Origin of the sequence: Trabulsiella odontotermitis, from assembly GCF_001297775.1 — a bacterium.
GTDB lineage: Bacteria > Pseudomonadota > Gammaproteobacteria > Enterobacterales > Enterobacteriaceae > Trabulsiella > Trabulsiella odontotermitis.
The window spans coordinates 1-14,697 of the sequence record NZ_LIFX01000015.1 but is presented as its reverse complement, the minus strand read 5'-3'; the positions used below and the strand labels follow the sequence as shown (position 1 = coordinate 14,697).

Sequence of the window (14,697 nt, the reverse complement as noted above, 5' to 3'; positions counted from 1 at the left end):
ATGAGTGTGATTGCGCAGGCAGGGGCGAAGGGTCGTCAGCTGCACAAGTTTGGTGGTAGTAGTCTGGCGGATGTGAAGTGTTACCTGCGTGTCGCGGGCATCATGACGGAATATTCGATGCCGGGCGATATGATGGTTGTCTCCGCTGCGGGCAGCACCACCAACCAGCTGATCAGCTGGCTGAAATTAAGCCAGACCGATCGGCTCTCTGCGCATCAGGTTCAGCAGGCGTTGCGTCGTTATCAGACCGAGCTAATTAGCGGTCTGCTCCCCGCCGCGATTGCTGATGGCATGATCAGCGAGTTTATTCACGATCTCGAGCGTCTGGCGGCACTGCTCGACAGCGGCGTGACCGACGCGGTGTACGCGGAAGTGGTTGGCCACGGCGAAGTGTGGTCTGCGCGTCTGATGTCCGCCGTTCTGCGGGAGCAGGGGCTGGACGCCGTCTGGCTGGATGCGCGCGAATTCCTGCGCGCCGAACGCGCCGCCCAGCCGCAGGTGGATGAAGGCCTCTCTTACCCGTTGCTGCAACAACTTCTGGCGCAACATCCGAATAAACGTCTGGTAGTGACGGGCTTTATCTCGCGCAACAACGCGGGGGAAACGGTGCTGCTGGGCCGTAACGGTTCCGACTATTCCGCCACTCAGGTTGGCGCGCTGGCGGGCGTTTCCCGTGTCACCATCTGGAGTGACGTCGCCGGGGTGTACAGCGCCGACCCGCGTAAAGTGAAAGATGCCTGTCTGCTGCCGCTGCTGCGTCTGGACGAAGCCAGCGAACTGGCGCGTCTGGCGGCGCCGGTGCTGCATGCGCGTACCCTCCAGCCGGTTTCCGGCAGTGATATTGATCTGCAACTGCGCTGCAGCTACACGCCGGATCAGGGCTCGACGCGTATCGAACGCGTTCTGGCATCGGGTACTGGTGCGCGCATTGTCACCAGCCATGACGATGTTTGCCTGATTGAATTCCATGTGCCCGCCAGCCAGGATTTCAGACAGGCGCATAAAGATATTGATGTCATTCTCAAACGGGCGCAGATGCGCCCGCTGGCGGTGGGCGTTCATGCCGATCGCCAGTTGCTGCAGTTTTGCTACACCTCAGAAGTGGTCGACAGCGCCCTGAAACTGCTTGATGAAGCCGGGCTGCCGGGCGAGCTGCGTTTGCGTCAGGGGCTGGCGCTGGTGGCGATGGTTGGCGCAGGCGTCACCCGTAACCCGCTGCACTGCCACCGTTTCTGGCAGCAACTGAAGGGCCAGCCGGTGGAGTTCACCTGGCAATCGGAAGAGGGGATCAGCCTCGTCGCGCTGCTGCGTACCGGCCCGACGGAAAGCCTGATCCAGGGGCTGCACCAGTCGCTGTTCCGCGCCGAGAAGCGCATTGGCCTGGTGCTGTTCGGCAAAGGCAATATCGGCTCCCGCTGGCTGGAATTGTTTGCCCGCGAGCAGAGCACGCTCTCGGCCCGTACCGGGTTTGAATTTATCCTCGCCGGCGTGGTGGACAGCCGCCGCAGCCTGCTGAATTACGACGGGCTGGACGCCAGCCGGGCGCTGGCTTTCTTCAACGACGAAGCGATCGAACAGGACGAAGAGTCCCTGTTCCTGTGGATGCGCGCGCATCCGTATGATGATCTGGTGGTGCTGGACGTTACCGCCAGCGAACAACTGGCTGATCAGTACCTCGATTTCGCCAGCCACGGTTTCCACGTCATCAGCGCCAATAAACTGGCGGGCGCCAGTTCCAGCAATAAATACCGCCAGATCCACGACGCGTTTGAAAAAACCGGTCGTCACTGGCTGTATAACGCGACCGTCGGCGCGGGCTTACCGGTGAACCATACCGTGCGTGATTTGCGGGAAAGCGGCGACGTGATCCTGTCGCTCAGTGGTATTTTCTCCGGCACGCTGTCATGGCTGTTCCTGCAATTCGATGGCACCGTGCCGTTTACCGACCTGGTCGATCAGGCCTGGCAGCAGGGGCTGACCGAGCCGGATCCGCGCGTTGACCTTTCCGGGACGGATGTGATGCGCAAACTGGTGATCCTGGCGCGTGAAGCGGGCTATGACATCGAACCGGATCAGGTTCGCGTTGAGTCGCTGGTGCCGTTGCATTGCGAAGAGGGATCTATCGATCACTTCTTTGAGAACGGTGACGAACTTAACGAGCAGATGCTGCAGCGTCTGGAAGCCGCGCAGGAGCTGGGGCTGGTGCTGCGTTATGTCGCGCGTTTCGACGCCAACGGCAAAGCGCGTGTCGGTGTCGAAGCGGTTCGCGCGGAACACCCGCTGGCCGCACTGCTGCCATGCGATAACGTCTTCGCCATCGAAAGCCGCTGGTACCGCGATAACCCGCTGGTGATCCGCGGCCCGGGCGCCGGGCGTGACGTCACCGCAGGCGCTATCCAGTCGGATATCAACCGTCTGGCGCAACTGCTGTAATTCTCCCTCCGCATGCCCTCTCATCAGAGAGGGCATCATGAACTTTTTTCAACTTGCCTGAAATTTCCTCAGCCTTCATCGTGATATTTCTGTTGACGGCACCCGGCTTTTCCGTCATTTTTACATCTGGACGTCTAAACGTATAGAAGTTCGAAACACAACAGACAACGACATAAGATTGATGAGGTAAGGTATGAGCTTTTTTCACGCCAACCAGCGGGAAGCCCTGAATCAGAGTCTGGCAGAACTCCATGGCCAGATTAACGTTTCGTTTGAATTCTTTCCGCCGCGCACCAGTGAAATGGAGCAAACCCTGTGGGCCTCAATTGATCGCCTGAGCAGCCTGAAGCCGAAGTTTGTTTCCGTAACCTATGGCGCGAACTCCGGTGAACGCGATCGTACGCACAGCATCATTAAAGGCATCAAAGAGCGCACCGGGCTTGAGGCGGCGCCGCATCTGACCTGTATCGACGCCACGCGCGACGAACTGCGCACCATCGCGCGGGATTACTGGAACAACGGCATTCGCCATATTGTGGCGTTACGTGGTGATTTACCGCCAGGTGGCGGCAAGCCGGATATGTATGCGTCCGATCTGGTCGCTCTGCTGAAAGAGGTGGGAGATTTCGATATTTCCGTTGCCGCCTACCCGGAAGTTCACCCGGAAGCGAAAAGCGCGCAGGCGGATCTCATCAACCTGAAGCGCAAAATCGACGCGGGCGCTAACCGCGCGATCACCCAGTTTTTCTTTGATGTTGAAAGCTATCTGCGTTTTCGCGATCGCTGCGTGGCGACCGGTATCGATGTGGAAATCGTTCCGGGGATCCTGCCGGTCAGTAACTATAAACAGCTGACGAAGTTCGCCACCATGACCAACGTTCGCGTACCGAAGTGGATGGATGCGATGTTTGAAGGGCTGGACGATGACGCGGAAACCCGCAAGCTGGTGGGCGCTAACATCGCTATGGACATGGTGAAGATCCTCAGCCGTGAAGGGGTTAAGGATTTCCACTTCTACACGCTGAACCGCGCCGAAATGAGCTACGCAATCTGCCACACGCTGGGCGTTCGCCCGAACGTCTGATCAGAAATGTACGTGCCTGCTGCGCAAGCACGTACATCGTCACAACATCATTCCCAGTTATGCAGACATTGCTGACCGAACTGGTCGGCAACCAGCAGCGCCGCATAGACCTGATCGGCCGTTACGTCTCCCGGCATGTTGTGGATGGTTTCGCCTTCCGCGCAGGCCGCTTCCGCCACAATGCGCATTTTGGTTGGAATATCGTCTTCAATATCCAGCCCTGCGAGAGTGATCGGCAACCCGACGGCATAACAAAGCGCGGCGACGGTCTCCAGTTCCTCCTGCGGCGCGTTTTCCAGCACCAGTTGTGTCAGCGTCCCAAACGCGACTTTTTCACCGTGATAGTAATGGTGAGCGTCCGGAATGGCCGTCAGACCGTTGTGAATGGCGTGCGCCGCGGCCAGTCCACCGCTCTCGAAGCCAACACCGCTGAGGTAGGTATTCGCTTCGATGATGCGTTCCAGCGCGGTAGTGACGACATGTTTTTCCGCCGCCAGCATCGCTTTTTCGGCTTCTTCGATCAGGGTGTTGTAGCACAGTTCAGCAAGCGCCAGCGACGCCTGGGTGCACTTGCCGCCAGCCATGGTTGTCGCGCCGCTGCGGGCGCAGGCGCGTGCTTCAAACCAGGTCGACAGTGCATCGCCGATACCGGATGCCAGCAGGCGTGAAGGGGCGCCAGCCACAATTTTAGTATCGACAATCACCAGGTTCGGGTTGTGCGGCAGCATCAGGTAACGATCGAACTCACCGGCATCGGTGTAGATCACCGACAACGCGCTGCACGGGGCGTCTGTGGAGGCGATGGTTGGCGCAATCGCCACGGGAAGCCCCATGAAATGGGCCAGCGCTTTAGCGGTATCCAGCGTTTTACCTCCGCCAATGCCTAATACCGCGCTGCACTCTGCACGGCTGGCGATGTCCCGCAGACGATCAATTTCGTTTTGCGAACATTCGCCGCCAAAGGGCGCAATTTCACAGCTTAATGCGGCATCTTCCAGGCTTTTTCGCAGCGTGGCTTCGGCAAAGCCCAGAACGAACTTATCGCCCACGACCAGCCAACGATCTGCCATCGGTTTGAGATAATCACCAAGGCGGGTCAGAACATCTGCGCCCTGAACATATCTGCCAGGTGACTGAATGATTCTGTCCATACTCACTCCTTAAAGGTTGAGATTGCCAAATGCGTTTTTCCAGTCCTGCTCAAATTTCTCAATAGCCGACTCTACCGCAGGCGTGCCGAGCATTTGTTGCGCTACATCTAAGGGGAGGGTGATTGCTTCGCAGCCAGCGAGTAAACAGTCGAGCGCCTGGCGTGGCGTTTTGAAACTGGCGGCCAGCACTTTGCTTTGCGGAGCATGAAGCGCCAGCAGTGTCTGCAGTTCCTGCACCATCTGAATACCACTGCCGCCCTGCGCATCCACGCGGTTGACGTAAGGCGCGACATATTTTGCCCCCGCCAGCGCAGCCAGCAGCCCCTGAGCAGCGCTATACACCGCCGTGCCGAGCGTCGGGATACCTTCGCTTTTCAGCTGTTTGATCGCCGCCAGCCCTTCCGCAGTCACCGGAATTTTTACGATGATGCCCGGCAGCGCATTATTCAGTCGTTTGGCTTCGGCGACCATGCCTGCGGCGTCACGACTCATGGTCTGGGCAAACAATGTTCCCTTTTCGCCGACCGCGTTTTGCAGCCGGGGCAGCAGTTCCCACACTGGCACTTTACCGGCGGCAACAATGCTCGGGTTAGTGGTAACCCCGGCCAGCGGATAAATACGGGCAAGGCGTTCAACTTCGGCGACGTTCGCGGTATCGAGATAGAGTTCCATGATATTTCCCCTTCAATAGTGATGCAGACAGGATAGGACGGCGGGCGTTCTCCCGCTATCTGACAAATCTGCCATGCGCTGGACAAATGTAATATCCAAAGGGAAATGAGATGTGGATCACAATTCATGGAAAGCCATGATGAACAGAGAGGTGAGAGAATCAAAGTCTGGCGGGTTTAACCCGCAAGCGTACAAAAATCCAGTGAATCGCGTTTTCCTCTTCCCGCCAGTTAACTCATTCCGCGGTGGGTTTCTTTTCCGTCAACTGACTATGGTACTGGCGACGATACTCAGACGGTGACCGTTCGGTATTTTTACGGAACAAGCGGCAGAAATAGTTGCTGTCGACAAAGCCGCAGGCATGCGCCACCTCTTTTACTTTCAGGTCATAGCCTTTCAGCAACGCTCTGGCATGTTCCAGACGCGTATGGTTCAGATACTCGTTAAACCCCATCACGCCGCTTTTCTGAAACAGGTGCGACAGATAATTGGGCGAGATATAAAACGCCTGCGCGACTGACTCGCGGGTGAGCGGCGACGCGTAGTGGGTGTCGATATGTTCGCGAATGGCTTCGAACAGCGCCTGGCTGCGCGACGCCGTCTGTATCTGGCTGCCCAGCAGATCGGTGCAATGGCTCAGCAGGCTGGCAATGATTAGCCGGGCTGTAGATTGCTCATGCGGCTGCATCAGCATTTCATTAAGCGCCTGCAGTAAAAAGGAGCCCACGCGCGGCCCGCGACGGGCGACGTTCTCTTTATTCAGGTTATGCAGTATCGCGCCGTCCCAGTGCTGAACACTAAAACCGAGCTGCTGTTTGCCAAATAAGATGCTTAACGTGGTGGCCGGTTCGCGCCATTGCGGGAAATTCCAGCCACCAGCGGGCACAAACAGCACATCGTTTTCGCTCATCAGCGCCTGTTCCCCGACGATGCCGGAATCCAGCAACTGGCCTTCGATGACCAGCTCAAGGCGAGGGAAAGGAACCTGATACGCAACGTCAGGAATTGCGCCAGTGGTACTGGCAAAAAAGACATGGCGCAGCAGCGTAGGGTTGTTGATGATCCGTGTCAGGAGATAGCTGATATCGTGGCTCATGAGTGTTCTCCTTCCTGTTGCGACGAGGAAACCTTACCTGTTGCGATCAAAAAAGGCCACACAAGGTGTGGCCCTTTTAGTAAACAGCGTCAATCAGCCGGTGTTACGCATACCCGCTGCGACCCCGGCAATCGTCACCATCAGCGCCTGTTCGACGCGGGGATCCGGCGCATTGCCTTTCTCCTCGCTCAGGCGTGAACGGTGCAACAGTTCTGCCTGCAGGACGTTCAGCGGGTCAGTGTAGATGTTACGTAACTGGATGGACTCGGCAATCCACGGCAGATCAGCCATCAGGTGCGCATCGTTGGCGATGGCCAGCACCACTTTGATGTCAGCTTCCAGCAGCTTACGCAGCTCTGTGCCCAGCCCCCACAGCTCCGGTTTCACCAGACGTTGATCGTAATACTCTGCCAGCCACAGGTCCGCTTTGGAGAAAACCATCTCCAGCATGCCGAGACGGGTCGAGAAGAACGGCCAGTCGCGGCACATGGTTTCCAGTTCGCTCTGCTTGCCGTCTTCAACCACTTTTTGCAACGCGGCGCCCGCGCCAAGCCAGGCTGGCAGCATCAGGCGGTTCTGCGTCCAGGCGAAGATCCACGGAATGGCGCGCAGGGATTCCACACCGCCGGTCGGACGACGTTTCGCCGGGCGCGAGCCGAGCGGCAGTTTGCCCAGCTCCTGTTCCGGCGTTGCCGAACGGAAGTAGGGGACGAAATCTTTGTTTTCACGCACGTAGCCGCGATACATCTCGCAGGAGATGTCAGACAGTTCGTCCATGATGTGGCGCCATTCCGCTTTCGGTTCCGGCGGCGGCAGCAGGTTGGCTTCCAGAATCGCGCCGGTGTAAAGCGACAGGCTGCTGATGGTGACTTCCGGCAGACCGTATTTAAAGCGGATCATCTCACCCTGCTCGGTCACGCGCAGACCGCCTTTCAGGCTGCCCGGCGGTTGTGAGAGCAGCGCCGCATGTGCTGGCGCGCCGCCACGACCAATCGAGCCGCCGCGACCGTGGAACAGCGTCAGTTCAATGCCCGCTTTTTCACAGGTTTTGATTAACGCGTCCTGCGCCTGATACTGCGCCCAGGAAGCGGCCATCACGCCAGCATCTTTCGCGGAGTCGGAATAGCCAATCATCACCATCTGTTTGCCCTGAATAAAGCCGCGATACCAGTCAATGTTGAGCAACTGGGTCATCACGTCGTTGGCGTTGTTCAGGTCGTCGAGGGTTTCGAACAGCGGTGCAACCGGCAGCGCAAAGCCGATCCCCGCTTCTTTCAACAGCAGATGCACCGCCAGTACGTCAGACGGTGTTTTCGCCATAGAGATAACATATGCCGCGATGGAGCCGCGTGGCGCTTCGGCAATTACCTGGCAGGTTTCCAGCACTTCGCGGGTGTCGTCGCTTGGCTCCCACTGGCGAGGCAGCAGCGGACGTTTGGAATTCAGTTCGCGGATCAGGAACGCTTGTTTGTCAGCTTCTGACCAGCTTTCGTAGTCGCCAATACCAAGGTAACGGGTCAGCTCGCCCAGCGCTTCGGTGTGGCGGGTGCTTTCCTGACGGATATCAATACGCACCAGCGGTACGCCAAAACACTTCACGCGGCGCAGCGTGTCGAGCAATTCGCCGTTGGCGATGATCCCCATGCCGCAGGCCTGCAGAGACCGGTAGCAGGCATACAGCGGGTCCCAAAGTTGCTCGTTTTGCGTCAGTAATCCGGCCGGTTTCGGCAATTTCTCGCCCTTCAGGCGCGCTTCCAGCCAGGACTGCGTCGCCATCAACTGGCTGCGCATTTTTTTCATCAGATAGCGGTAAGGCTCGGTCGCGCCTTCTTCGCCAACCAGCGCGCGCAGTTCGTCGGTACAGTCAACCATCGACAGTTCGGAAATGAGCAACTGAATGTCTTTCAGGAACAGGTCGGTAGCCTTCCAGCGGCTCAGCAGCAGCACATGACGGGTGATATCGGCAGTGACGTTCGGGTTGCCGTCGCGATCGCCGCCCATCCAGGAGGTAAAGCGCACCGGCACGAAATCCACCGGCAGGCGATAATTCAGGTGTTCTTCAAGCTGTTCGTTCAGCTCACGCAGGTAGTTCGGCACCCCTTCCCACAGGCTATTTTCCACCACCGCAAAGCCCCATTTGGCTTCATCCACCGGGCTCGGGCGGTATTTACGGATTTCATCGGTGTGCCAGGACTGGGCAATCAACTGGCGCAAACGGCGCATCAGCTGGTGGCGTTCATAATCGGCGATATCTTTGTTGTCGAGCTGCTTCAGGCAGGTGTTCACTTCGACCATTTTATGGATCAGCGTACGACGCGTGATTTCGGTCGGGTGCGCGGTGAGCACCAGTTCCAGTGACAGCGACTCAACGGCTTTTTTAATGGTGTCTTCGGTGAGATCGGGTTGGTCTTTGAGCTTGCGCAGCGTACGGGCAATCACTTCCGGATTGCTGGCGGCCTCGCCTTTCGGCGAAATGCTGTGATACTGCTCGGCGGTATTGGCCAGATTCAGAAACTGGCTGAAGGCGCGCGCGACGGGTAACAGCTCGTCGTTCGACAGATTTTGCAACGTAGTGAGCAGTTCCTGACGGTTAGCTTCATTACCCGCGCGGGACGATTTTGACAGCTTACGAATGGTTTCGACACGATCAAGAATGTTTTCACCGAGTGCATCTTTAATTGTGTCGCCCAGTAATTTGCCGAGCATACTGACATTACTACGCAAAGCGGAATATTGTTCGTTCATGTTACCCCAGACACCCCATCTCATTTTATTTTGTTATGCCTGTCGCCCGTGAACCTGGACGCCCGGCAAAAAGACCCCGTCTTTTATAAAGCCACGTAAACACCCCCACGTCAATTGCTGCGAAAACGCTTCAGCAGCCGAAAAAAAGCGGGGAATTTGCAAAAGTTAATTTGAGTTGTGTCAGATAAGTAATGCTTATAGAAATGTGAACAGGATCACGGGTTTTTGTGTCTCGCCACAGGGCGATAACCGTTTGAGTGCCGGGCGTTTTATCACACATACGATCGTGATCAAAATTATAAATGTTCTAGTGTTCTTATTGTGATCATATGTTCAATGGTGCGATATAATCTCATAAAAATGCAAACTGATTACACCAGGAGGCAGTGACCGCACCATGAAAACAACATTGTATCCATCCGCACATATTGCCGAACTTTTCTTCCCACTGGCTGATGATGAAAACGCTATCCTGCAGGTCATCCGGCAGGTAGCGGCCACCGATTATTATCAGGGGTTTGAGACCGGCATTATTAAACAACCCGACATTGCAAAGGCTATCCGCGCTATCGCGGAACAATACCATCTGCATGTCACTCAATGGCTGACCTTTGAATTACTCAGAGACAACCTGAATCTCAGCAGCCTGGACAGCGCGCTGCGGGAGAAATCCATCCGGCGCGCCTGTGAGCTGGTGCATCTGGCGGCGGCGTGCGGCACCACAAAACTGTCGCTGGTGAGCGGCAGTGATCCTGGCGACGCGCGTCGGGAAGAGGCGAAAAAAGGATTTGGCGAGGCGCTGGTTAGAATCGGCGAAGAGATTAAGCAGTACCCGACGATGTTGATGCAGGTGGAGCCGCTCGATCGTTTCGCTCACAAATGCCAGCTGATTGGCCCGACGGACGAAACGGTGGCGTGGATGACGCAGCTGCGTAAAGATTGCCCGAAACTGTACCTTGCCTGGGACAGCGCCCATGTCGCGCTGAACGAGGAAGATCTGACGGAATCGTTGCGGCTCGCCGCACCGTTAATTTCTCAACTGCATCTCGCCAACGCCATTCTCGATCCAAAAGCGGAAGGTTATGGCGACTACCACATGAAATTCGGCGAACCGGGTTTTCTGACGCCACGCATTGCCGCAGAGATTATCCGTACCGCGCTGAGTCTGCCGTTGCCGCAGGAACTCGGCCCGATTTCCATTGCTGTTGAAATGCGTACCACGGAACAGGATGATTTGTGGGATAACGAAAGACAGTGCCGGGCGTTTTTACAGACGGCGATGCAGGACGCGTAAAAGGGAAAAATCCGTGCCTGCAAAAACAGGCACGGATGAGGGGGTTATTTCGGTTGGGGTACCGGCGTCAGCAGAGGCTTCCCGGCATTAAACGCGGCAATGTTATCTATCACCAGTTTTGCCATCGCGGCCCGTGTGGCGCGGGTTGCGCTGCCGGTATGCGGTGTGACGACGACGTTATCGCGATTCAGCAATTCGCGCGGCACATGCGGTTCGTTAGCAAACACGTCAATGCCTGCGCCGCCAAGCGTACCGGTGGTGATCGCATCGACCAGCGCGTCTTCATCCACCACGCTTCCACGGGCGATGTTGATTAAAATGCCGTTACTGCCCAGTGCCGCCAGGACATCGCGGCTAATCAGTTTTGCACTCTCCTTGCCTGCGCTGGCGCAGACCATTAATACGTCGCTGTTTTTCGCCAGCTCCACCAGCGTGGGGTAAAAAACGACGTCTTCGCTTTCGACCGGATAGCGGTCAAAACAGCCGATGCGCATGGCGAAACCCTTCGCCCTCTGCGCCACCGCCCGCCCGATGCGCCCGTAGCCAACAATGCCCAGGCGACTGCCACTGACTTTCGTTGATGGCGGGTAAGCGCCGAACGGCCAGTCTCCCCGCTCGATAAACCGCTGTGCGCCGATGATCTGCCGCGAGACGTTCAGCATTAAAGCAATGCCGAGATCCGCAACATCGTCGGTTAAAACGTCAGGTGTATTGGTGACCTGAATATTTCGGCGGAAAGCGGCGTGGATATCCACGCCGTCATAACCGACACCAAATACAGCAATCAATTTTAAAGCCGGTAATTGCTCAATCAGCGAGGCTTCCACCTTCGATTCCCCGCTGGCCAGAATCACCTCAATTTCCCCGGCAATGGCGCTTAATTGTTCCGCAGACAGTTTGTTATATTCGTACAGCGTGTAATCCCGCGCTAATTGTTCCGCTAAGCTATCCGGGACTTTATCAACGCGTAATATCACAGCAGACATCTCGACATCCTCTTTATTATTTCTGGAACGATAACTGACTGTTTTTTACTGGCAATTTGTTGAAGTTGATGCACAGCGTGCCGACGGTATAGAAACCGGCACAGACGGCGAAGTAGACCAGCACGCTTTCATAGCTGCCGGTGGCCTGCAGGATGACACCGACCAGAATCGGAACCAGGATCCCTGCGCAGCTGTTCGCCATGTTCATTAATCCACCCACCATACCGACACGATCTTTCGGTGCCAGAATCGCCGGGAAACTCCAGTACAGGCTGCCAAACATCATAAAGAAGGCGGCAACCGCCAGCAGACCAACGGCGATGGTTGGGTCGGTGATTGTCGCCAGCGCGTACAGTGACCCCAGCCCGACAATCCCGGAAAGTGACAGCAGTGTTTTCAGCGCCACGTTATGGGTGATGCCTCTTTTCACCAGGAAATCCACGAAGAAACCGCTGAACAGGCAACCGAGCGTCCCCATGATGAAGATCAGGAACGTGGAGTTACCGATGGCCGCCAGTTCAAGGTGTTGCGCCTGCGCCAGATAGCTCGGGCCCCAGGTGAGCAGTCCCCAGTAGACCATACCCCAGGAGGCACGGCCGACCATGATGGCAATCATGGTGAACCAGCTGATACCGAGCCCTTTGGTCGGTGCGGTATCGTCAGTACCCGAGGCGCTGACCGCATTCCCTGCAGCGATATACTCGACCTCTCTCTGATCCACGCTCGGGTGTTCAGACGGGCGGTCACGCAGGACTTTCCAGGCCAGGAAGCCTAATAACATGGTGAACAAACCGACGATCACGAAGGTCACGCGCCAGGAGTCGAACATGACAATCAGGTGCGCAACGATGATGCCGCCGAGGGCGACGCCGAGCGGGCTGCCGGAGTCCATGATGACCGCGCCGCGGCCTCTTTCAGACTGGGTCAGCCAGGTTGAGCTCAGTTTTGCACCGCTTGGTGAAACCGGCGCTTCCATGACACCCAGGCCGATACGAGCCAGGATCAGGCTGATCCCGCCGCTGGCAAGACCGATAATCGCCTGGAAGAATCCCCAGCCGAACAGTGCGCCGGTGATCACTTTTCGTGGTCCGAAGCGATCGAGCAACCAGCCGCCGGGAACCTGTAATAATGCGTAAGACCAGAAGAAACTGCTGAGAATCAACCCCTGTGTGGTGGGTGAAAGATTAAATTCTTCTTTGATATACGGCATCCCGATAGACAGTGTAATACGGTCCATGAGGTTAACCGCTAATAAGAAGAACATCGTTGCAAAGATAACCCAGCGGAAATTCGTTGGTTTCTGTGCGTTTGATGGTGGCGTAATTGTAGAGTGAGACATAATTAACCTTCAGTTTAATAGGGAACGTTATTAGAAATAAACGCAATTAACCAATGAAGCTTAAGTACTCTATTGATGTTACTTGTTTTTTTGTTTTAGTGAACAAAAGAACTATGTATGTTCTTTTGTTAATTATATAACAGCATAATGACAAATAACTATATGAGAGCTTAATCACATAACATGAAAAATACGCTTCAGGTTTTTTTTGATATTTTTCATGGCAATAGAAATCTGTTTCCCGGTCAAAATAAGTTTGCAGGGAAAATAAATATTCACGCTGTAACGAACAGACAAATAACGCTCAACATGTCATTCATCACGTTATTATCTGAATGTCGTGATGAGCGTCGTTGTCTATTTCTTTAACTCACGCTGTAACCTGTCATTCTTTCCAGAGCCTCCCGGGACTGAATCAGAACGTCAAGGCTGCGTGCCGGATCGACGGGCGCACCGGCACGCACCGGATAACTGTCACGCTGACGGTGCATTCGTAACGGAATTTCCAGGCTGCACGGGATCGCGCGCGCCTCAAGGGCTTTCAGCATAGGGACATAATTCAGCTGACCCTGGCCCATCGGCGTGAAATGCACTTCACCGTCGCGTACTTCAAGATCTTTCAGGTGGCAGTGTTGCGCGCCGGGCAGCATGTTGATGGCTTCTTCAATCGCGTCGACGTCGGGGCAGAGCGATACGATGTTGCCCGCATCCACGTTAAACGCCACGGCCGGGCTGTCGATGGCGTCCAGCAACACGAAGCCATCATCTGCCAGGCGGAACACGTCGTAATTCGGGTCGCCGCCGTTTTCCAGGCAGATCACGCACTGATGCGCTTCTGCAATCGGCGCCAGCTCGCGCAGGTTGTTGATGATGCGCGCCCGGTCCGCACTGCGGCCCACGCAGATGTTGATCCAGGTCGCGCCAATCATGCTGGCAAACTGGATGCGTTGCGTAAACTGGGCAACCGCATCCGGCGCGCCCATGTTCATCGTGGCGCCCAGCGCCTGGGTGCGCAGATCGTGTTTTTCCAGCAGCTCGCGGATGTAGCGTGCGTTGCCTTCCTGAAACAGTTCCGGTGGCATGTCGCCCACGTAGCCCTGGTTGTACGCCAGCTCCACATAGCGAAATCCGGCCTGACGGATTGTGCTGAAGGCGATGTCGGTATCGACGCCGTCAAACATCGCGGTATTCACACCAATAACCAGTTTGTTCATGCTGATCCTTCCCTCCCTTATTGCTGTAATGGAGTGGCCAGTAGCGCTTTCGCTCGCGCCACCACGTTTTCTGGCGTGAAGCCATATAACGCGAACAGCTTCTCTGCCGGGGCAGACTCACCGAAGGTGGTCATCCCGACGATAGCACCGTTCAGACCGGTGTACTTGTACCAGTAATCCGCAATACCCGCTTCCACCGCCACGCGGGCAGAAACGGCTTTCGGCAGTACGGATTCACGGTATGCCGCATCCTGTCTGTCGAACGCATCGGTGGACGGCATGGAGACCACGCGCGCCTTCACCCCTTCCGCAGACAGTTTTTCCCAGGCTGCCACCGCCAGCTCCACTTCAGAGCCGGTGGCAATGAAGATAAGCTCCGGCTGACCGGCACAGTCTTTCAGCACATAACCGCCGCGGGCGATATCGGCCAGCTGTTTCGCGGTACGTTCCTGCTGCGCCAGGTTCTGGCGGGACAGAATCAGCGCGGTCGGGCCGTCATGACGCTCGACACCGTATTTCCACGCCACCGCCGATTCCACCTGGTCGCACGGACGCCACAGGCTCATGTTCGGGGTCACGCGCAGGGACGCCATCTGCTCAACCGGCTGGTGGGTCGGGCCGTCTTCGCCCAGACCGATGGAGTCGTGGGTGTAGACCATCACCTGACGCTGTTTCATCAGCGC

Annotated in this window: 11 protein-coding genes; 3 read left to right on the top strand and 8 right to left on the bottom strand. The window is 56.4% G+C overall.

Annotated features, from left to right (window positions below; genetic code table 11):
* Together AOY23_RS19330 and metF are read left to right on the top strand one after the other, a co-directional pair.
* Positions 1–2,433, top strand: coding sequence for a bifunctional aspartate kinase/homoserine dehydrogenase II (locus AOY23_RS19330; RefSeq protein WP_054180908.1), 2,433 nt, complete (start codon positions 1–3; stop codon positions 2,431–2,433).
* Positions 2,434–2,626: 193 nt separating this feature from the next.
* Positions 2,627–3,517: a methylenetetrahydrofolate reductase gene (gene metF / locus AOY23_RS19325; RefSeq protein WP_054180907.1), complete on the top strand. Its 891-nt coding sequence runs from the start codon at positions 2,627–2,629 to the stop codon at positions 3,515–3,517.
* A 47-nt stretch (positions 3,518–3,564) separates the two neighbouring features.
* Here the strand turns inward: metF and gldA are convergent, their stop codons facing one another.
* The 4 genes from gldA to ppc all read right to left on the bottom strand — a co-directional run bounded on the left by gldA (position 3,565) and on the right by ppc (position 9,181).
* A complete protein-coding gene (gene gldA / locus AOY23_RS19320) occupies positions 3,565–4,668 on the bottom strand; it encodes a bifunctional L-1,2-propanediol dehydrogenase/glycerol dehydrogenase (protein ID WP_054180906.1) in 1,104 nt (367 codons plus the stop codon).
* A gap of 9 nt (positions 4,669–4,677) precedes the next feature.
* Positions 4,678–5,340 (bottom strand): fructose-6-phosphate aldolase, encoded by a 663-nt coding sequence (gene fsa / locus AOY23_RS19315; protein ID WP_054180905.1) that lies wholly within the window; start codon positions 5,338–5,340, stop codon positions 4,678–4,680.
* A gap of 235 nt (positions 5,341–5,575) precedes the next feature.
* A complete protein-coding gene (locus AOY23_RS19310) occupies positions 5,576–6,436 on the bottom strand; it encodes an AraC family transcriptional regulator (RefSeq protein ID WP_054180904.1) in 861 nt (286 codons plus the stop codon).
* A gap of 93 nt (positions 6,437–6,529) precedes the next feature.
* Positions 6,530–9,181 carry a phosphoenolpyruvate carboxylase gene (gene ppc / locus AOY23_RS19305; protein ID WP_054180903.1) on the bottom strand — a complete coding sequence of 884 codons (2,652 nt, stop codon included), beginning with the start codon at positions 9,179–9,181 and terminating at the stop codon, positions 6,530–6,532.
* A 397-nt stretch (positions 9,182–9,578) separates the two neighbouring features.
* Here ppc and AOY23_RS19300 point away from each other — a divergent pair, with 397 nt between their 5' ends.
* Positions 9,579–10,475, top strand: coding sequence for a sugar phosphate isomerase/epimerase family protein (locus AOY23_RS19300; protein WP_054180902.1), 897 nt, complete (start codon positions 9,579–9,581; stop codon positions 10,473–10,475).
* Positions 10,476–10,519: 44 nt separating this feature from the next.
* Here the strand turns inward: AOY23_RS19300 and AOY23_RS19295 are convergent, their stop codons facing one another.
* The 4 genes from AOY23_RS19295 to AOY23_RS19280 all read right to left on the bottom strand — a co-directional run.
* The gene (locus AOY23_RS19295; protein WP_054180901.1) at positions 10,520–11,461 is read right to left on the bottom strand and encodes a 2-hydroxyacid dehydrogenase; all 942 of its coding nucleotides are present in this window, start codon (positions 11,459–11,461) and stop codon (positions 10,520–10,522) included.
* A gap of 16 nt (positions 11,462–11,477) precedes the next feature.
* Positions 11,478–12,725 (bottom strand): MFS transporter, encoded by a 1,248-nt coding sequence (locus tag AOY23_RS19290; RefSeq protein ID WP_268807256.1) that lies wholly within the window; start codon positions 12,723–12,725, stop codon positions 11,478–11,480.
* A gap of 440 nt (positions 12,726–13,165) precedes the next feature.
* Positions 13,166–14,014 carry a sugar phosphate isomerase/epimerase family protein gene (locus tag AOY23_RS19285; protein ID WP_054180899.1) on the bottom strand — a complete coding sequence of 283 codons (849 nt, stop codon included), beginning with the start codon at positions 14,012–14,014 and terminating at the stop codon, positions 13,166–13,168.
* 17 nt (positions 14,015–14,031) lie between these two features.
* The coding region (locus AOY23_RS19280; RefSeq protein WP_327152797.1) for a transketolase-like TK C-terminal-containing protein at positions 14,032–14,697 on the bottom strand (666 nt) is incomplete at its 5' end.